Origin of the sequence: Nocardia yunnanensis (assembly GCF_003626895.1) — a bacterium.
Lineage (GTDB): Bacteria > Actinomycetota > Actinomycetes > Mycobacteriales > Mycobacteriaceae > Nocardia > Nocardia yunnanensis.
On sequence record NZ_CP032568.1, the window covers coordinates 264,541 to 283,614 of the forward strand.

Annotated in this window: 18 protein-coding genes and 3 pseudogenes; 14 read left to right on the plus strand and 7 right to left on the minus strand. The window is 69.0% G+C overall.

What is annotated here, in order from left to right; translation table 11 throughout:
- Position 1: 1 nt before the first annotated feature.
- Together D7D52_RS01140 and D7D52_RS01145 are read right to left on the minus strand one after the other, a co-directional pair.
- The gene (locus tag D7D52_RS01140; protein WP_120734662.1) at positions 2-268 is read right to left on the minus strand and encodes a hypothetical protein; all 267 of its coding nucleotides are present in this window, start codon (positions 266-268) and stop codon (positions 2-4) included.
- Positions 265-1,119, minus strand: a complete 855-nt coding sequence (locus tag D7D52_RS01145; RefSeq protein WP_120743683.1) for a PHP domain-containing protein — start codon at positions 1,117-1,119, stop codon at positions 265-267. The genes D7D52_RS01140 and D7D52_RS01145 overlap by 4 nt, the downstream gene beginning before the upstream one ends.
- 62 nt (positions 1,120-1,181) lie before the next feature.
- Here D7D52_RS01145 and D7D52_RS01150 point away from each other — a divergent pair, with 62 nt between their 5' ends.
- Entirely contained in the window at positions 1,182-2,264 is a 1,083-nt protein-coding gene (locus D7D52_RS01150; RefSeq protein ID WP_425464601.1) for a magnesium and cobalt transport protein CorA, read from the plus strand.
- Positions 2,265-2,371: 107 nt separating this feature from the next.
- Positions 2,372-3,982 (plus strand): alpha/beta hydrolase, encoded by a 1,611-nt coding sequence (locus D7D52_RS01155; protein ID WP_120734663.1) that lies wholly within the window; start codon positions 2,372-2,374, stop codon positions 3,980-3,982.
- Between the two features lie 44 nt (positions 3,983-4,026).
- Here the strand turns inward: D7D52_RS01155 and D7D52_RS01160 are convergent, their stop codons facing one another.
- The 3 genes from D7D52_RS01160 to D7D52_RS01170 are packed head-to-tail and all read right to left on the minus strand — an operon-like array spanning position 4,027 to position 6,097.
- Positions 4,027-4,602: a suppressor of fused domain protein gene (locus D7D52_RS01160; RefSeq protein ID WP_120734664.1), complete on the minus strand. Its 576-nt coding sequence runs from the start codon at positions 4,600-4,602 to the stop codon at positions 4,027-4,029.
- A gap of 3 nt (positions 4,603-4,605) precedes the next feature.
- Entirely contained in the window at positions 4,606-5,097 is a 492-nt protein-coding gene (locus D7D52_RS01165; protein WP_120734665.1) for a YflT domain-containing protein, read from the minus strand.
- A 52-nt stretch (positions 5,098-5,149) separates the two neighbouring features.
- Positions 5,150-6,097 carry an HpcH/HpaI aldolase/citrate lyase family protein gene (locus D7D52_RS01170; protein ID WP_120734666.1) on the minus strand — a complete coding sequence of 316 codons (948 nt, stop codon included), beginning with the start codon at positions 6,095-6,097 and terminating at the stop codon, positions 5,150-5,152.
- Positions 6,098-6,158: 61 nt separating this feature from the next.
- Between D7D52_RS01170 and D7D52_RS01175 the strand changes: the two genes are divergently transcribed.
- The 10 genes and pseudogenes from D7D52_RS01175 to D7D52_RS01225 all read left to right on the plus strand — a co-directional run.
- On the plus strand, positions 6,159-7,484 hold the full coding sequence (locus D7D52_RS01175; protein ID WP_120734667.1) for a magnesium transporter MgtE N-terminal domain-containing protein: 1,326 nt from the start codon (positions 6,159-6,161) through the stop codon (positions 7,482-7,484).
- A gap of 70 nt (positions 7,485-7,554) precedes the next feature.
- Positions 7,555-8,142, plus strand: a complete 588-nt coding sequence (locus D7D52_RS01180) for a DUF1003 domain-containing protein (protein ID WP_120734668.1) — start codon at positions 7,555-7,557, stop codon at positions 8,140-8,142.
- Positions 8,143-8,298: 156 nt separating this feature from the next.
- Positions 8,299-9,729 (plus strand): lytic transglycosylase domain-containing protein, encoded by a 1,431-nt coding sequence (locus D7D52_RS01185; RefSeq protein ID WP_246023578.1) that lies wholly within the window; start codon positions 8,299-8,301, stop codon positions 9,727-9,729.
- Between the two features lie 187 nt (positions 9,730-9,916).
- Entirely contained in the window at positions 9,917-10,783 is an 867-nt protein-coding gene (locus D7D52_RS01190; protein ID WP_425464602.1) for a lytic transglycosylase domain-containing protein, read from the plus strand.
- A gap of 31 nt (positions 10,784-10,814) precedes the next feature.
- A complete protein-coding gene (locus D7D52_RS01195) occupies positions 10,815-11,951 on the plus strand; it encodes an Mrp/NBP35 family ATP-binding protein (RefSeq protein WP_120734670.1) in 1,137 nt (378 codons plus the stop codon).
- A 211-nt stretch (positions 11,952-12,162) separates the two neighbouring features.
- Positions 12,163-12,444 (plus strand): annotated as a pseudogene (locus D7D52_RS40265) (DivIVA domain-containing protein); the annotation flags it as partial.
- Between the two features lie 212 nt (positions 12,445-12,656).
- Positions 12,657-13,241, plus strand: a complete 585-nt coding sequence (locus D7D52_RS01210; RefSeq protein WP_120734671.1) for a DNA-3-methyladenine glycosylase I — start codon at positions 12,657-12,659, stop codon at positions 13,239-13,241.
- Between the two features lie 165 nt (positions 13,242-13,406).
- Positions 13,407-13,574, plus strand: a complete 168-nt coding sequence (locus D7D52_RS01215; RefSeq protein WP_083869218.1) for a DUF3117 domain-containing protein — start codon at positions 13,407-13,409, stop codon at positions 13,572-13,574.
- 84 nt (positions 13,575-13,658) lie between these two features.
- Positions 13,659-13,838, plus strand: a pseudogene (locus D7D52_RS40090) (putative RNA methyltransferase); the annotation flags it as partial.
- Positions 13,839-14,270: 432 nt separating this feature from the next.
- Positions 14,271-14,894: pseudogene (locus D7D52_RS01225) on the plus strand (methyltransferase domain-containing protein); the annotation flags it as partial.
- On the opposite strand, the gene D7D52_RS01230 reads toward D7D52_RS01225, so the two are convergent.
- Positions 14,895-15,809 (minus strand): LysR family transcriptional regulator, encoded by a 915-nt coding sequence (locus tag D7D52_RS01230; protein WP_120734672.1) that lies wholly within the window; start codon positions 15,807-15,809, stop codon positions 14,895-14,897.
- Between the two features lie 69 nt (positions 15,810-15,878).
- On the opposite strand from D7D52_RS01230, the gene D7D52_RS01235 reads away from it, so the two are divergent.
- Positions 15,879-16,373 carry a GNAT family N-acetyltransferase gene (locus D7D52_RS01235; protein WP_222932764.1) on the plus strand — a complete coding sequence of 165 codons (495 nt, stop codon included), beginning with the start codon at positions 15,879-15,881 and terminating at the stop codon, positions 16,371-16,373.
- A 21-nt stretch (positions 16,374-16,394) separates the two neighbouring features.
- Here the strand turns inward: D7D52_RS01235 and glgA are convergent, their stop codons facing one another.
- On the minus strand, positions 16,395-17,564 hold the full coding sequence (gene glgA, locus D7D52_RS01240; protein ID WP_120743688.1) for a glycogen synthase: 1,170 nt from the start codon (positions 17,562-17,564) through the stop codon (positions 16,395-16,397).
- 264 nt (positions 17,565-17,828) lie between these two features.
- Between glgA and glgC the strand changes: the two genes are divergently transcribed.
- Positions 17,829-19,043: a glucose-1-phosphate adenylyltransferase gene (gene glgC, locus D7D52_RS01245; RefSeq protein ID WP_120743689.1), complete on the plus strand. Its 1,215-nt coding sequence runs from the start codon at positions 17,829-17,831 to the stop codon at positions 19,041-19,043.
- Positions 19,044-19,074 lie beyond the last annotated feature (31 nt).

Genomic DNA, 19,074 nt, shown 5'->3' on the forward strand with positions numbered 1-19,074 from the left:
TTCAATTCCACCACTGCGCCCAGAGCAGATATCCGGCTATCCCGAAAACAACCAAGTATCCGAGAAATGCCGCGAAACCCTGACGCCTGTCCGCAAGTATTTGGGCGGCCAGGACCCCCAGTGCCGCGGTCACATGCCACGCCACCGCCACCCCTCCGGGGCCGGGAAACTCGCGCCGGACACCCATGATCGCGGCGCCGACGACCGTGGCCGCCAGCACCACGGTGCCCCCCGCGACGATTCCGCTCAGACCCCGGAGCACCTTCACGCCGTGATCACCGGCACCCCGCTGGCCTTGCCCACGATCTCCTCGAATTGCGCTGGGTCGGTGGTGAATTCACCGAGCCGAATGGTCTTGTTCGTGCCGTGGTAATCGGAGGAGCCGGTGGTCAGCAAACCCAGCTCGGCGGCCAGCCCGGCCAGCACCTCGCGGTCGGCGGCACTGTGATCGGGATGGTCGAGTTCCAGACCGCCCAGCCCGATCTCGGCCAGCTTGCGAATGTGATCCAGCGCCAGCAACCGGCCGCGCTTGCGGGCGCGCGCGTGCGCCACCACGCTCACCCCGCCCGCCGCGGCCACCATCTCCACCGCGCGCCGCAGCGGCGTGTCGGCCTTCTCGACGTAGTAGCGGCCGTGCGGGGCGAGCAGATCCTGGAAGGCGGCGTCCACCGAGGGCACCACCCCGGCCGCCACCAGAGCGCGCGCCAGATGCGGGCGGCCCGCCGACGGGCCCACCGAGGCCATCACCGCGTCCGGATCGACGGGCAGGCCGTCGGCGGCCATCTGCTCGGCCATGGCGCGCAGCCGCACCACCCGTTCGCCGCGCAGCCGCTCCCGTTCCAGCGCGAAGGACTCGTCCTCGGGATCGAACAGGTAGGCCAGCAGATGCACCGGCACCGGGTACCCGTCGTCGCCGACCCCCGCACACGACATCTCCATGCCGCGCACCAGCGTCAATCCGGACGGCAGCGCGGCGGCCGCCTCCGCCCAGCCGGAGGTGGTGTCATGGTCGGTCAGGGCCACCACGTCGAGGCCCGCCGCGGCGGCCTTCGCGATCAGTTCGGCCGGGGTGTCCGTGCCGTCGGACGCGGTGGAATGGGTGTGGAGATCGATGCGCACGCCGTCCATCTTGCCTGCGCCGCACCCGATCGGCGGGGGGCGGGACCGCTAACATCCGTGAGGTGTCGTCCAATTCGCCGCTGCCGTCCTTTCACCGGCCCGCACGGTCGCCGGGCACGCGGCCGGCGACGCCCGAGCCGGCCCGCGAGCCGGGCCGCGTCATCGACTGCGCGGTGTACGTCGACGGGCGGCGGCTGTGGGACGAGAGCACCTACAAGAACGCCCTCGCCGAAGTCCGGGAACGCCACGAGGGATTCGTCTGGCTCGGACTGCACGAACCCGGCCTCGACCTCATGTCCGATGTGGCCCGGACCTTCGGACTGCACGCCCTCGCCGCCGAGGACGCCGTCCACGCCCACCAGCGGCCCAAACTGGAACGCTACGACGACATCCTGTTCCTGGTGCTGCGCACCGTGCAGTACCTGCCGCACGAGCTGAAGACGGTCGCCGAGATCGTCGACACCGGCGAGATCATGGTGTTCGTCGGCCCCGACTTCGTGATCACCGTGCGCCACGGCGGCCACGGCGGATTGGCCGGGCTGCGCAAACGATTGGAGGGCGACCCCGCCCAGCTCGCGCTCGGGCCCGGCGCGGTGCTGCACGCGGTGGCCGACCAGGTGGTAGACGTCTACATGGAGGTGACCACCGCCATCGAGGAGGATGTGGACGCCATCGAGGAAGAGGTGTTCACCCCCTCCAACAAGCTGCAGATCGAGGCCATCTACCAGTTGAAACGCGAAGTGGTGGAACTGCGCCGGGCGGTCAAGCCGCTGAGCCTGCCGCTGCAGGTGCTCACCCACGACACCTCGCTGCCGCTGCCCAAGGAGATCCGCCGCTATCTGCGCGACGTCGCCGACCATCACACCGCGGTCACCGAGCAGGTGATGGATTTCAACGAATCGCTGTCCGCGCTGATCAATGCCGCACTGGCGAAGGTCAGCGTGCAGCAGAACACCGATATGCGCAAGATCTCCGCCTGGGCCGCCATGGCCGCGGTGCCGACCATGATCGCGGGCGTCTACGGCATGAATTTCACGCACATGCCGGAACTGTCGTGGACCTACGGCTATCCGATCGTCATCGTCATCATGGTGGTGCTGTGCGCCGGGCTGTACGGAAACTTCCATCGCAACAAGTGGTTGTGAGTTCCCCACTCCACCAGGGGCTTTGCTGAGCCTCTCGACGCGGTCACTGTCGAATTGCTATGAATTCGAGTGTGATCTTGATGAGGAATCACCCGGTTCGCCGCCGAATGAGTTGGTGGACGGCACTATTCGGTCTGCTGCTGGCCGTGCCGATTCCGGCCGCGGCCGACCCGGCCGAACCGTACGCCGACCCCCTCGCCGAGTCCGCCCCGGCCCCGGAGCTGCACTGGACCGACTGCGAATCCGGATTCTCCTGTGCCACAGCGCAAGTGCCGCTGGATTACGCACATCCCGGCGACCGGTCGATCGGGCTGGCCGTGATCAAACTGCCCGCCGCCGATCCCGCCCACCGCATCGGCACGCTGTTCGTCAATTTCGGCGGTCCCGGCCGCTCGGGCGTGCAGCGACTGCGCGATCGAGCGCACTGGCCGTGGCTGTTCTCCGAGGCGTTGCGCGAACGCTTCGATCTGGTGGCCTGGGACGGCCGCGGCATCGCGAACAGCGCTCCCGTGCACTGCTTTCCGGACGCGACCGTGCAGCAGCAGTTCTTCGCCACCTATCCGGCCATGCCCGGCACGCCCGCCACCGAACCGCCGTTCTTCGCCGCCGCGAAAACCCTCGCCGACGGCTGCGCACAACGCGCCGCCGACCTGCTGCCGCACCTGTCCACCGAGAACTCCGCCCGCGATCTGGAACTGCTGCGCCGGGCCGTCGGCGACGACAAGCTGACCTACCACGGGATTTCGTACGGCACGTATCTGGGCGCGTTGTACGCCAACATGTTTCCCGGCCGGGTCCGCGCCATGGCGCTGGACGGGTCGATGGACTTCCGCGGCAACGCGGGCGATCCCGGCTCCGGCGGCCCCCATGGCGACGACCTGCCGTTGGACACCCGCCAGGACGTGGCGACCGGCATCGCGGGCACCTTCGACGCCATGCTCGACGCCTGCGTCGCCGCGGGACCGGAATGCGCCTTCTCCGATGGCGATCCGCGCGCGAAATGGCGGCTGATCCTGGAACGCGTTCGGCGCGAACCGATCTCGTGGGACGGTAAACGCTACGACTACGGCACCGTGGTCGCCGTGGCGGGCGAACTGTCCAACCCGGCGGGCTGGCCGCAGGTCGCCGCCACCCTGCAGCACCTCTACGACCTGCGCGACACGCCCTACGTGCCGACCGATGTGCTGGCCGAGGCGGCGGCGCTGGTCCGGCAGGTCACCGAGATCGGCGCCGGCAGCGCCGCGGGCACCGGCGCGAACACCTACGACGACAACTACACCGAGGCCTTCCACGGTGTGCAGTGCGCCGACAGCCGGGTGCCGCGCGATCCCGCCCGCTACAGCGCGCTCGCGGCGACCGAGGATCAGCGGGTGCCCGTCTTCGGCCGCCTGGGCGTCCTCGACACTCTCACCTGCGCCTACTGGCCGCAGAACGCCGTGCACCCCTACACCGGCCCCCTCGACCGCAAATCGGTTCCCCTGCTGATCATCAACAGCCGCCACGATCCGGCCACCCCGCTGGCCGGCGCGATCACCGGCGCGGCCGAACTCGACGACGCCCACCTGCTCACCGTCGAGGGCGCCGGCCACAGCAGCATGTACGTGCGCAGCAGCTGCGCCGAAGCCGTCAAACGCGAATACCTCACCGCCGGAACACTTCCCGCCCCGGGCGCCAGCTGCCCGATCGACGGCAACCCGTTCACCCAGAGCGATCCGTAAGCGCAGAGCAATCCGTAGGCGCAGCGCGATCCGTAGGCGATCGCCTACAGCGAGGCGGCCGATCGGGCGGGGTCGCGGACGTCGATGCCCGCCTCGGCCCACGCCTCGCGCAGGGCCGCCGCGCCGCGAATGCGCACCCAGGCCGCCTCGGTGGCGGTGATCGGCACGACCGTCAGGAAGCGTACGGGCTCAGCGGGTTCCGGCAGATCCACCGCCGGGATCTCGCTGTCTTCCAGCAGCACCGCGGTGAACGGGGCGTTGGTCCACAGCGGTTCACCGAGGTCCAGCAGCGCATCGGGTTGCAGCACAACGCCTTCCACCGACGGCGCCGCGACCAGCACCCCCAGCATGCGGGTCAGCCCGGACCCGGCGCCGGCTCCGCCGCGCAGGGTGAGCACCAGTTCGGCGCGCGGCCCGCGCACCGGATCCGCCAGTGCCGCGGTCGGATCCGTCATCGGATGCCGGGAGCCGCCGAGGGTGGCGTAGTGCACGAACTCCCCGTCGGGGACGCGCAGAATGTCGATGGGCTCGAGGCCCAGGAAGGTCACCGAGGCCGCGTCCGCGCTGTCCACGCCGAAATGGCCGAGCACGCCGGCCCGGACCTGATCCAGGACGTCCATGAACTAGATGGCCAGCCGGGCGAGCATGTCGCGCGCCTGCTCGGCGGTCTTGGGATCGCACAGCACGTCGTAGCGCCCCGCCACCAACTGCATGGTGGAGGCGAAATCGCGCTGGCCGCGGGTGGCCGCGTACGGGATGGACGCGGAGATGAGGCCGAAGATGATGCCGCCGACCAGGCCGACCACCAGCGGGCCCAGGGCGCCGCCGGAGGTGAACATGCTCAGCAGCAGACCCAGGAACAGTCCCAGCCAGGCGCCCGAAACCATGCCGCCGCCAATGACTTTGCCCCAGGTCAGCCGGTACAGCACCCGTTCGACCTGCATGAGGTCGACGCCGACGATGGTCACGCCCTCCACCGGGAACTGATTGTCGGCCAGATAGTCGACGGCCCGCTGCGCCTCGGCGTAGGTCGGGTAGGAACCGATCGGCCAGCCCGACGGCGGCGTCGGGAGACCCGGGCGGCCCCGGTTCGCATTCCCCATGGGATTCGTCATGACTCCATCATGCTATTTCGCGTCCATTGTCGGCGCCTCGCCGTGCCGGATTTCAAACAGTTCGCACCATTCCTGCGGCCCGCCCCTTATCGGCTATGACCTGCGCCATCTTCGCGCTCGCCTCGTCGATCATCTCGTCGCCGAGCATGACCGCGCCGCGGGCGCCGCCGGCGAGGGAGGTGTGGAAGGCGTACGCGTCCAGGATCTCCTCGGCCCGGTCGTAATCGGCCTGACGTGGGCTGAAGATCTCGTTGCAGGCGGTGATCTGGTCCGGGTGCAGCACCCATTTGCCGTCGAATCCGAGGGCCGCCGTGCGCGCCGCGTTGCGCCGGAAACCGTCGATATCGCGGACCGCCAGATAGGGTCCGTCGATGGCCTGCAGCCCATGGGCGCGCGCGGCCAGCAAGATCGTCATATAGATGTGGTGATAAGCATCACCCGGCGCGTAGCCCTCGGGCTGCTCGCCCACCACGAGCGTGCGCATATTGATCGACGCCATGAAATCGGCGGGCCCGAACACCAGCGTCTGCACCCGCGGGCTCGCGGTGGCGATGGCGTCGATATTGCGCAGCCCGAGCGCGTTCTCGATCTGCGGTTCGATCCCGATCCGGCCGACCGGCAGCCCGTTGGCCTTCTCCAATTGGGTCAACAGCAGATCCAGCGCCCGCACCTGTCCGGCGTCGATCACCTTGGGCAGCAGGATGGCGTCCAGTTCCGAGCCCGCGCCCTCCACCACCGTGATCACGTCGGCGTAGGTGTACTCGGTGCTCCAATCGTTGACCCGCACCACGCGAATCTGCGTGCCCCAGCCGCCGGAATTCAGGGCCGCCACGATGTTGGCGCGGGCGTCCGCCTTGGCCGCGGGGGCGACCGCGTCCTCGAGGTCGAGGAACACCTCGTCGGCCGCCAGCCCCTTGGCCTTGTCGATCATGCGCGGGTTGCTGCCGGGTACGGCCAGCACCGAGCGGCGCACTCGAGTAGTCGATCCTGGCGATGTCATCAGTCACTCCTTCACGTGGCGCGACATTTCGGACGCGCTCGACCCACTAGCCTTACCAAACATGGCAGCGATGAAGGTTTTCGCCGCCCGGTTGGCGGGCTTGGTGGTACTAGGACCGGACGGCGAGTCTATCGGCCGCCTCCGGGACATCGTGATCTCTATCCGGTACGACCGCCAGCAACCCAGGGTTCTCGGCATTCTCGTCGAACTGCCCACGCGGAAGCGCATTTTCGTGCCGATGCTGCGGGTGCAGGCCGTCGATCCGGGCGCGGTCACGCTCACCACGGGCACGATCAGCGTGCGGCGTTTCGAGCAGCGGCCCGGCGAATTGCTGGCTGTCGCGCAGATTCTCGACTCGACGGTCCGGGTCGCCGATCCGGAGCTGCCGCAGCTGGCCGAGGCCGACGTGGTGGTGGTCGATCTGGGCATCGAACAGGGCCGCACCCGCGACTGGGTGGTCTCGCGGGTCGCGGTGCGCGAACGCCGCCGCCTGGGAGTCGGTTTCGGGCGGCGCGGCGCGGTGCACGTGGTCGACTGGGCGCAGGTGCGCGGGCTCACCCAGACCGAGCTCAATCTGCCCGGCCAGGACGTCACCCAGCTGCTCGGGCAGTTCGAGGGCATGCGGCCCGCCGACGTCGCGCACATGCTGCGCGAACTGCCGCACAAGCGCCGCATCGAGGTGGCCTCGGCCTTCGACGACGAACGGCTCGCCGACGTGGTCCAGGAGCTGCCCGAGAACGACCAGGTGGAACTGCTCGAGCAGCTGGGCGTGGAGCGCGCCGCCGATCTGCTCGAGGCCATGGACCCCGACGACGCCGCCGACCTGCTGGGCGAGCTGCCCGCCGGCGAGGCGGAATCGCTGCTGGCGCTGATGGATCCGGAGGACTCCGAGCCGGTGCGCCGCCTGCTCGAGCACGCGCCCTACACCGCCGGTGGTCTGATGACGCCGGACGCGGTGGTGCTCACCGCCTCGACCACCGTCGCCGAGGCGCTGGCCCGCATCCGCGATCCGGAGCTCACCCCGGCGCTGGCGTCGATGGCGTTCGTGGTGCGCCCGCCCACGGCCACGCCGACCGGTCGGTACCTGGGTTGTGTGCATTTCCAGCAGCTCCTGCGCGAACCGCCCGCGAATCTGGTCGGCGGCATCGTCGACACCGATCTGGTGCAGTTGCGGCCCGACGCTCCGCTCACCGCGGTGACCCGCTACTTCGCCACCTACAACCTGGTGTGCGGACCGGTGGTCGACGCGGAGAATCATCTATTGGGAGCCGTCACCGTCGATGACGTGCTCGACCACCTGCTGCCCGAGGACTGGCGCGAGCAGGACGAAGACCAACACGATGTGCACGGCTTGCCCGTGGTCGAGGGGACGGGAGGCAGGGCGTGAACGGTCAAGCCCCGGAGAAGGCAGCTTGCGTAACCGCGCAGGGGCTCCGTTCACGCCGGAAGGAAACAGCATGAGCGAACGGCTCGAAAAACTCAATGCCCGTCAGCGTTTGGAGACGCCTGTCGAGAACCGCTTCCGCGGTTTCGACTGGGATGCCGAGGCGATGGCGCGCACCAGCGAACAGGTCGCCCGCTTCCTGGGCACCGGCCGCTACCTGGTGATCCAGACCGTGATCGTGGTGGTGTGGATCGCGCTCAACGTCTTCGCGGTCAGCCTGCAGTGGGACCCCTACCCCTTCATCCTGTTGAACCTCGCGTTCTCCACCCAGGCCGCCTACGCCGCGCCGCTGATCCTGCTGGCGCAGAACCGGCAGGACAACCGCGACCGGGTCTCGCTCGAGGAGGACCGCACCCGGGCGGCCCAGACGAAGGCCGACACCGAATTCCTGGCGCGCGAACTGGCCGCGCTGCGACTGGCCGTGGGCGAGGTCACCACGCGCGACTACGTGCGCAGGGAACTGGACGACATCAAGGAGACCCTGGTCAGATTGGAGAAACTGGCTGTCGGCGGGGAGGTCGTCAAGGTCAAGAAAGCAAAGAAGAGTACCGATCGGAATACCGTCGAGGCCGCAAATCTGGCACAAAATGATGGCGACTGACCACAGAAGTTGTTCCGAACGAGCTGACTCATGGGTAACCTGGATCACGTTGTTCCGAGCGACCGACCCAGACACTGCCGCAGTATGAGTGTCGACGCGGGGATCCGGCCGCACGACTGAGGGGATTGTGTGGTGGCGAAGAGAATATCTGCTCCGGTGACAGCGTCGGCGCTGTTGATAGCAGGCCTGGTCACCGCCGGTTCTGCCACCAATACGACCGTCCACATCGCGGCCCCGCAGGCCGCGCCGGACGCGTTGCTGGCGGCCGCGCAAGCCCACAACGCGAGCCTCGACAGTCCCGTCGACCTGCCCTCGGAGAACACCGTCGGCCTGGTTCCGGCGGCTCCGGAGGCGCCCCGCAAACTCAGCGCAATGACCCCGCCGGCCGATGGCCTGCCGCTCTTCGGCGGCACCGTGCCGCTGCACGACATCTCGCTGCCCGGCGGCAACGGCGTGCTCGGCATCCCGGAGATCGTGCTGGCCGCCTACCGCAACGCGGAACTGGCGCTGGCCTCCTCGGACCCGAACTGCCACCTGCCCTGGTACCTGCTGGCCGGCATCGGGCGCATCGAGTCCAACCACGCCGACAACGGCCGCACCGACGCCGCGGGCACCACGGTCTCGCCCATCTACGGGCCGGCCCTGGACGGCACCCTGCCCGGCAACGAGGTCATCAAGGCCGCCGACGGCGGCTTCGTGCGCGCGGTCGGGCCCATGCAGTTCCTGCCCAGCACCTGGTCGGTGTACGCCGCCAATGGAAAGGGCAGCGGCACACCGGATCCCAACAATGTCTTCGACGCCGCGCTGGCGGCGGGCAAGTACCTGTGCTCGGGCGGACTGGATCTGTCCGATACCCAGCAGCAGTTGCGCGCGGTGCTGCGCTACAACAACTCGGTCTCCTACGCGGCCAATGTGCTCAGCTGGGCCAATGCCTACAAGACCGGCGGCACCCCGCAGCAGGTGAACATCTCGCCGGATCTGGTGCCCAACAACTACGTTCCGGTCAGCGGGCCCGATATCACCGTGGCCTCCACCACGATTCCGGCCGCCACGCCGGAGGAGACCACCACCCAGCCGGTCACCACCACGCCGACGCCGACCCAGGTGATGATCACCATCCCGGGTCTGCCGCCGATCCCCTGCGGCATCTTCTGCCCCGCACCGGTGCAGCCCGCGAATCCCTGTGAGCAGGCGGCGGTTCCGGCGCAGCCGGATCAGAAGCTGCCCGAGAGCGGCCAGCCCGGCGAGCAGGTGCTCGGCACCGACGGGCAGCCGATCGTGACCGCGGAGGGCAAGCCGATCGTCTTCGGCCCCGACGGCAAGCCGATGGTCAAGGACCAGGCGCTCACCAGTTGCAACACTCCGGCGGGACAACAGGATTCGAAGCCGGATCAGCCGCAGCAGGCCGGTCGGCAACCGCAGGATCAGCAAACCGTCGCGCCCGCCAAGACGCCCGAGGCCGAGCCGATGGCGCCCGCGGACGTCACCCCGGACACCACGGAGGCGACCACCCCGGCGCCCGCCATCACGCTGCCGTTCGGCATCACGATTCCGCTGCCGGCGCCCGCGCCGGCCCCCGCTCCGTAACGAATGTGTGTTGCGCGAGTTTCGGGGCGACGCCCCGGAACTCGCGTTCTCGTGCATTCTGACTAGGGATTCCTTCTAAACCTGAGAGTTGGTCACGAAGGGGTAACAGGAAGGTCTCGGATAAGGTAACGTGGCCCTCACTGCATCACCCCGGTAACAACCGATGGCAATGGAGGGTCACCACACAGTGGGTCGTCACCGTAAACCCCCGGTCCCCAAGGTTCGACGTGGATCGGTCATCGCATTGACCGGGCTGGTGCCCGCAGGACTTGCCACAGTTACCGGAGCGGGCGACGGCAGCCTCGCCGACAAGGTCACGGCTACCGTTCAGCACCAATTGTCCAGCGACAGTGAAGAACAACTACCCAAGGCGGCGGCGGCCGTCCCCGCCGCCGCCCCGGAGCCGCTGCTCAAGGAAGCCAAACAGGTTGGGCCCGTGGGGCCGCCGCAGGTGAAGGCCGTCGCGCAGCCGGACGGACGGACGCCCTCGGCGCGCCCCGCCGGACCGCTCGGCATGCCGGGCGTGGCGTACGACGCCTACCAGAACGCGGAAAAGGTTCTGGCGGTGGAGAATCCGACCTGCAATATGCCGTGGAACATGCTCGCGGGCATCGGCCGCGTCGAATCCACCCACGGCTTCGGCAAGATCGACGACAACGGCTATCCGATCGAACCGGTCTACGGCCCGATCCTGGACGGCAGCCTCTACGGCAACAACGTGGTCGCCACCTCCGACGGCGGCGATCTGGACGGCCTGTCCGGCAGCTACCGCCGCGCCGTCGGCCCCATGCAGTTCCTGCCCGAGACCTGGCGCAAGTACGCCGCCGACGGCAACGGCGACGGCATCGCCGACCCCCAGAACATCTACGACGCCACACTCACCGCCGGCAAGTACCTGTGCTCGGGCGGCCTCGACATGCGCGATCCGGGCCAGCAGACCCGAGCGATCCTGCGCTACAACAACTCCATGGCCTACGTCGCCAACGTGATGGCCTGGGAGACCGCCTACGGCTCGGGCATCTCGCCCTCGCCCGCCGCGCTGCCCCGCATCTGAGCGCACCCGAGCGCGCTCCTAGACTGGCCGCATGCCAGTGGTAACGGAATCGGATGTGCGGGGCGCGCTCGCGAAGGTGAACGACCCGGAGATCCGGAAACCGATCACCGAACTGGGCATGGTGAAGAGCGTCGAGATCGGCGCGGATAGCGGTGTCCACGTTGTGATCTACCTGACGACGTCGGCCTGCCCGATGCGCACCGCCATCCAGGAACGGGTCACCAAGGCCGTGGCCGATGTGCCCGGCGTCGGGGCCATCACCGTCGAGCTGGACGTCATGAACGACGAGCAGCGCACCGAACTGCGGCGCAAGCTGCGCGGCGATTCCGCCGAGCCGGTCATCCCGTTCGCCCAGCCGGGGTCGCTGACCCGCGTGTACGCGGTCGCCTCCGGCAAGGGCGGCGTCGGAAAGTCTTCCGTCACCGTGAATCTCGCGGCCGCCTTGGCCGCCAAGGGCCTGTCGGTCGGCGTGCTCGACGCCGACATCTACGGTCACTCGGTGCCGCGCATGCTGGGCACCGACCAGCGGCCCACCCAGGTCGAGCGGATGATCATGCCGCCCATCGCGCACGACGTGAAGGTCATCTCGATCTCCATGTTCACCCAGGGCAACACGCCCGTGGTGTGGCGCGGCCCGATGCTGCACCGCGCGCTGCAGCAGTTCCTGGCCGACGTGTTCTGGGGCGATCTCGACGTGCTGCTGCTGGACCTGCCGCCCGGCACCGGCGACGTGGCCATCTCGCTGGCCCAGCTGATTCCGAACGCGGAGATCCTGGTCGTCACCACCCCGCAGCTGGCCGCGGCCGAGGTCGCCGAGCGCGCGGGCTCCATCGCCCTGCAGACTCGCCAGCGCATCGCGGGCGTCATCGAGAACATGTCGTGGCTGGATCTGCCCGACGGCACCCGCATGGAGCTCTACGGCGCCGGCGGCGGCCAGACCGTCGCCGAGAACCTGACCCGGGCCATCGGCGCCAACGTGCCGCTGCTGGGCCAGATCCCGATCGAACAGGGCCTGCGCGAGGCGGGCGACGAAGGCACCCCCATCGTGCTGCGCGCGCCGGAAAGCGCCTCCGGCAAGGCTTTGCTGGAGATCGCCGACAAGCTGGCGGTCCGTCGCCGCGGCCTGGCGGGCATGTCCCTGAGCATCGACACCACTCGCCACCTCTAGCGCACCTCCTAGCGCACCCAACCGCCTCGACGGCACCCTCCCGTCATTCCGGCGTGCTTTTGGCCGGAATCCACCCTTTGGCTGTGGATCCCGGCCAAAAGCACGCCGGGATGACGAGGGCCTCTTCCGTTGGGAGGCACCGAATTCGGCGGCTGGTTTCCGCCAGGGGCTAGGGCGGTCCCGGGCAGGCCCGCCACCTAAGCTCGACGGCATGCTCACGATGCTGCTGTACGTGCTGATCGTCGGATTGGTCGCCGCGCTGCTGTTCCTGGTGGCCAGCGCGGTCTTCGGGCGATCCGAGGAGCTCGGGCCGCTACCGGAGGGGACGACCGTCACCGTGCTGCCCGCGGCGGGGATCAGCGGGGGCGATGTGCGGGCGCTGCGGTTTCAGCAGGTGTTCCGCGGCTACAAGGCGGGCGAGGTGGATTGGGCGCTGACCCGGCTCGCGGCCCGCATCGACGAACTCGAGGGGCAGTTGGCTCGCCTGAGCGCCGGGGACGCGCCCGAGGCGGGGGCGAAAACCGCAGCGCCCGAATCGACGGAGACCCCCGCGGCCGGGCAGGGCGACGGGCTGGTTCCGGCCGTGCTGCCGGCCACCGCACCCGCCGCGCCCGCGTCGGTCACCGGGTCCGTGCCGGCCATCGAATCCGCGCCGTCCGACGCGCCCGGGCAGTCGGGTGCGCGCGGTGATGAGCCGGGTGCGCGGTGAGCCCGCAATCCGCCGCGGCTGTCGAATCCGACGGCCGAATCCGGTGTGGTTGGTCGGAGGGCTCGCAGCTTTATCGGGATTACCACGATCTGGAGTGGGGACGCCCGTTGCACGGCGATGACGCGCTATTCGAACGAATGTGCCTCGAGGCGTTTCAGTCGGGCTTGGCGTGGATCACGATTTTGCGCAAGCGACCCGCCTTCCGCGCGGCATTCGAAGGGTTCGCGATCGAGCGGGTGGCGCAGTTCGGGGACGCCGATGTGGAACGCCTCATGGCCGACCCCGGCATTGTTCGCAATCGAGCCAAAATTCTGGCGAGCATCCACAATGCGCGGGTTGCCCGGGATCTCGGGGAGAGCCTGGACACGCTGCTCTGGGGATACGCGCCGACCCCCCGCGCACGCCCCCGCGGACTGTCCGATGTGCCCGCTGTCACAGCCGAATCCACCGCTCTCGCAAAAGAACTCAAGCGCCGCGGCTTCAAATTCGTGGGGCCCACGACGGCGTACGCACTCATGCAAGCGACGGGGATGGTAGACGATCACATCGCCGATTGCTGGGTGAATGTGAGTACTCGCTGAACGCCACGACGGTCGGTTTTTGGAACTCAGGTACCCGCCCCGATCCGCGATAGGGAAGAATGGGCATGGTGCAGCCCGCCACATACCGGTGGGCTGCCTGGTTGGTGACAACTGGAGTTCCATGAAAGTGCGCAGCAGACCGCGCAGATCTGGAGGGAGCAGAGGATGGCGGCCATGAAGCCCCGCACCGGGGACGGTCCCCTCGAGGCAACCAAGGAAGGGCGTGGAATCGTCATGCGGGTTCCACTCGAGGGTGGCGGGCGTCTGGTCGTCGAGCTCACGCCGGATGAAGCCGCGGCGCTCGGTGACGAACTCGTCAAAGTCACCAGCTAGCAGCTCGACTCGCCCGTGCCGGTAGGCCCGATTCACGGAGATTGCCCGGGACACCGAAGCCTCCCCGGGCCTACCGACACCACGGTGAACAACAACGCATATCCCCCCACAGTCGGCACACCCGAGCCCGCCCCCACCGAGCGGCTCCTGTCCTGTGCCGACCTACTCGCCTGCCCGCACTGCGCCGGCCCCCTCACCGCACCCACCCCCGCCGCCTTGCGCTGTCCCCGGGGCCACTCCTTCGACGTGGCCAAACAGGGCTACGTCACCCTCCTCACCGGCGCCGCCACCAAAATGACCGGCGACACCCCGGCCATGCTCGAAGCCCGAGCCGCCTTCCAATCCGGCGGCCACTTCACCCCGATAGCCCAGGCCCTGGCCGCAGCCGTCAGCGCGCCCGGAACCGATCTCGACACACCAGTATTCGGAGCGAACTCCCCCACGGCTGCCGCCCCGAGACGGCACAGGACGATCACCATGCCCGGTTTGTCCGCATCGGCCGCCTCGGCGGCGCGCCTCACGGCCACGCTGCTGGCCGGCCGCACTCGCCAAACCACCGCAGAACGCGAGGCAAGCGCGCGGGAACCGATCCCGACATCGGACTTCGACGCGTGCCGTGACGACGCGGCCTCGGCCCGACGCAGTGGCGTGACACCGGCCGATAGGGGTGACGCGAATGTCGGGCCGAGGCACCCGTTCGCCCCCGCGGAATCGGCAACGCCAGAGCCGATCGTGGCGGCCGGCGGTACAAATCGGGCGGTGCTCGAGATCGGCGCGGGGACCGGGTATTACCTGGCGGCGGTGCTGGATTCGATGGGCGGGGCGCGAGGAATCGCCCTCGACGTATCGAAGGCGGCGGCTCGGCGGGCGGCCCGGGCGCACACGCGGGCGGGGTCGGTGCTGGCCGACGCGTGGCGCGGGTTGCCGGTGCGGGATGGGGCGGTCGATGCCGTCGTCTGTGTCTTCGCGCCGCGCAACGCGGACGAAGTTGCCCGGGTGTTGGCTCCGGGTGGCCGGTTCGTTGTGGTGACGCCTACGTCGCGGCATCTGGGTGAGTTGGTCGGGCCGCTCGGGATGGTGAGTGTGGATGCGGGCAAGCAGGAGCGGTTGGGCGACGCGCTCGGGGAGCGGTTCGAGGTAGTGGGGCGGGAAGCGGTCGAGTACGTGATGCGGCTTTCGCACGACGACGTCGCGAATGTGGTGGGGATGGGGCCGTCGGCGTTTCACGCGGCGGAGGGGCGGGCGGAAGGGATTGCGGGGCTGCCGGATCCGGTGGCGGTGACCGCGTCGGTGACGGTGTCGGTGTATCGGGTTCGTTGATCAGTCGCGCGCACGGTTGGGGAGCAGTTCGAGCAGGTTGTGGACCAGGGGGCGGTCTTCGTGCTCGCGGGTGGCGAGGTAGATCGTCGTCTCGGCGTCGGTGCCCGCCAGCGGAATGATGCGGGCGGAGGCGGGGGCGGTGAAGGTGGCGCTGCGCGGGGCGATGGTGACGCCGAGACCGGCGGCGACCAGGTAGAGCAGGATCGTCCAGTTGGTGGCCTCCTGGACGATGCGGGGGCGGCGGCCGGATGCCAGCAGCGGGGCGAGGTTCTTGTCGTGGGCGAGGCCGCCGGCGACGCGTGGGAAGAACACCATCGGGTGGTCGGCGATCTCCGCGCCGGTGACCGAATCCCGCTGCGCCAGCGGATGATCGGCGGGCACGATGGCGACGAACGGTTCGGTGATCAGCGGGACGGTGACCGTGCCGGGCCGCGGGTCCGGGTCGCGGACGATGGCCATGTCGAGGGTGCCGGCAGCGAGGCGTTCCATCAGGTGGCTGGTGAATCCCTCCACCAGGTCGACCTGGACCAGCGGGTAGCGGTCGCGGAATTCGCGGACGCCGCGCAAGGGTTCGAGCGGCAGCACCGAGGGCACGAAGCCCAGGTGCAGGGTCCCCTGGCTGCCCTGGGCGATGCGGGTGACCTCGGCCAGGTCGCGTTCGGCGTGGCCGAGCAGGGCGACGGCGCGCTCCCGCAGCACGATTCCGGCCGGCGTGAGCGCCACGGTGCGGGAGGTGCGGTCGAACAGCCGTGCGCCGAGCAGGGTTTCGAGGCGCTGGATCTGCTGTGTGAGGGCGGGCTGCGCGATGTGCAGGCGGGCGGCGGCGCGGCCGAAGTGCAGTTCGTCGGCCACGGCCAGGAAGTAGCGCAGGTGCCGCAGTTCCACCCCGGGATTCCCGACCGCACCAGTGTTCATAACTCGATCATATCGATCGCAGTTATCAAGTATTGGACGCTATTGTTCGACGTCCGACATGCTTTCGGGGTGACTCCCACCCAGACCCGCGCCGCCGACGTCATCGAGGTGTCCCCGATGGCCTCCGCCGCCGACGCTCGTGCGTTCAAGGACCTCAATATGGAGTGGATCGAGGCCATCTTCGCCGTCGAGCCCGCCGATCTCGCCACCCTCGACCATCCGGAGCGGATCGTGGCCGGCGGCGGTGAGGTGCTGATCGCCCGCATCGACGGCGTACCGGTCGGCTGCGCCGCCCTGGTGCAGGAGCATCCCGGGGTCTTCGAGCTCTCGAAAATGGCGGTCTCGCCGCGCTTTCAGGGCCGCGGCATCGGCCGCGTGGTGCTGGCCGCGGCCATCGAGCGGGTGCGGGCGCTGGGCGCGCGGGAGTTCTTCCTGGCCAGCAATGCCCGGCTGGCGCCCGCCGTGCACCTCTACGAGTCGATGGGTTTCGTGCACGTGCCCGCGTCGGAGCTGCCGCCGAGCCCGTACGACCGCGCCGACGTGTTCATGCGCTACCCGTTGTGAGCCGGGCGTTTCGGCGATGAGTCAGCCCTTGCGGACCCGGTCGTAGATGCCCGCGGTCTGCGCGGCGATCCGGTTCCAGTCGAAGGCCCCGATCGCCCGGTCGCGTCCCGCCGCCCCCATCGCGGCGGCCGTGACCGGGTCCGCGGCGACCTGGTTCACGGCGCGGGCCAGGGCGCGCTCGTAGTCCTCGGGCGCGTCGGCCGCGTAGTGGACCAGGCGTCCGGTCTCGCCGGGCACCACCACCTCCGGGATGCCGCCCACATCGGAGGCCACCACCGCGGTGCCGCAGGCCATGGCCTCCAGATTCACGATCCCCAGCGGCTCGTACACCGACGGGCACACGAAAACCGTTGCGGCGGCGAGCACTTGGCGCACCAGCTCGGTGGGCAGCATTTCCTTGACCCAGAACACGCCGTCCCGTTCGGCCCGCAGCGCGCGCACCGCGGCCGCGACCTCGGCCTCCATGGCGGGCGTGTCGGCGGCCCCGGCCAGCAGCACCAGTTGAATGTCCGGATCCAGGTGGCGGGCGGCAGCCAGCAGATGCGGGACGCCCTTCTGCCGGGTGATGCGCCCGACGAACGCCGCGATCGGCCGCCCCTGCGACACGCCCAGTTCACCGAGCACATCCCGCACCCCCGGGGCCGGGCCGCCCGGATGCCACACCTGCGCGTGGATGCCGTTGTGCACCACATGGACTTTGGCGGGATCGATGTCCGGATAGGCGGCGAGCACATCCGCGCGCATCCCCGCGCTGACCGCGATCACCGCGTCGGCATAGGTCATGGCATTGTGCTCCGACCACGACGACAGCCGGTATCCCCCGCCCAGCTGCTCGGCCTTCCACGGCCGCCGCGGCTCCAGCGAATGCGCCGTCAGCACATGCGGAATCCCGTACAACTCCGCGGCCAGATGCCCCGCCAGCCCCGTGTACCAGGTATGCGAATGCACCACATCCGCGAAGCTCGCCGCATCCGCCATCCGCAACTGCGCCGACATCATCTGCAACGCCGAGTTGGCGGCATACAGCATCGGATCCGGTTGGTGCACCACCGCATCCGTCCGCGCCACCCCCATGCAATGCACGGTCACGTCGCACAACTGCCGTAGTCGAGGCACCAGCTCCGTGACATGCACGCCCGCCCCGCCGTACACCTCGGGTGGGTATTCGCGGGTCATCATGGCCACTCGCAGTCCGCGAGCTCCCTCCGCGCGGTAACTCACCGGTCCAAACTAATCGCTACCGCTAGACGCCACCAACCGCCCGGCTCGAACTCGCAGGTTCGCGGCCGTCTCGATTCTGGACTGAGCGGAGCGGGGAGCGAAGCGGAGGAGCGGAGGGAGGGAAGAATCGAGACTTCGGGGCCGCGAACCCGCTCCGGAGCGAAGCGGAGGAGTAATCCAACACAGCACATGCTGGACATTCCGGGTTCTCCTCCACGCGGTAGTTTCAAGGATGTGAGGAGCCAGCCGCACGTACTCGGGATCGTGCTCGCCGGCGGCGAGGGCAAGCGGCTCTTTCCGCTCACCAAGGACCGCGCCAAGCCGGCGGTGCCGTTCGGCGGCGCGTACCGGCTCATCGATTTCGTGCTGTCTAATCTGGTGAATGCCGGGTATCTGCGGATTTGTGTGCTGACGCAGTACAAGTCGCATTCGCTGGACCGCCACATCTCGCAGACCTGGCGGTTGTCCGGGTTCGGCGGCGAGTACATCACCCCGGTTCCGGCGCAGCAGCGGCTGGGCCCGCGCTGGTACACCGGCAGCGCGGACGCGATCATGCAGTCGCTCAACCTGATCTACGACGAGGATCCGGAGTACATCGTGGTCTTCGGCGCCGACCACGTGTACCGGATGGATCCGGAGCAGATGGTGCAGGCGCACATCGAATCCGGCGCGGGCGTCACGGTCGCGGGCATCCGGGTGCCGCGCAGTGCCGCGAGCGCCTTCGGCTGCATCGACTCCGACGAATCCGGCCGCATCATCGGCTTTCTGGAGAAGCCGGTGCATCCGCCGGGCACCCCCGACGACCCGAACGTCACCTTCGCCTCCATGGGCAACTACGTGTTCACCACCAAGGTCCTGGTGGACGCCATCCGCGCCGACGCCGAGGACAACGACTCCGACCACGACATGGGCGGCGACATCATCCCCGGCCTGGTGCGCGCGGGCGCGGCCTCGGTCTACGACTTCGCCACCAATATCGTGCCCGGCGCGACCGACCGCAGCCGCGGCTACTGGCGTGACGTCGGCACCCTCGACGCCTTCTACGAGGCGCACATGGATCTGGTGTCGGTGGACCCGGTGTTCGACCTCTACAACAAGCATTGGCCGATTCGCGGTGCGGCCGAGAACCTTCCGCCCGCCAAGTTCGGCCGCGGCGGTCTGGCCCAGGAGTCGATCGTGGGCGCGGGCAGCATCCTGTCGGCGGCGACGGTCCGCAATTCGGTGCTGTTCTCGAACGTGATGGTGGACGACGGCGCGACCGTGGAGGGCAGCGTACTCATGCCCGGCACCCGCATCGGACGCGGCGCGGTGGTGCGCCACGCGATTCTCGACAAGAACGTGGTGGTGTCCGAGGGCGAGATCATCGGCGTCGATCTGGACCGGGACCGGGACCGTTTCGCGGTCAGCAACGGGGGTGTGGTGACCGTCGGCAAGGGCATCTGGGTGTAAACGCCGGCCCGGCCGACACGGATAACAGTGG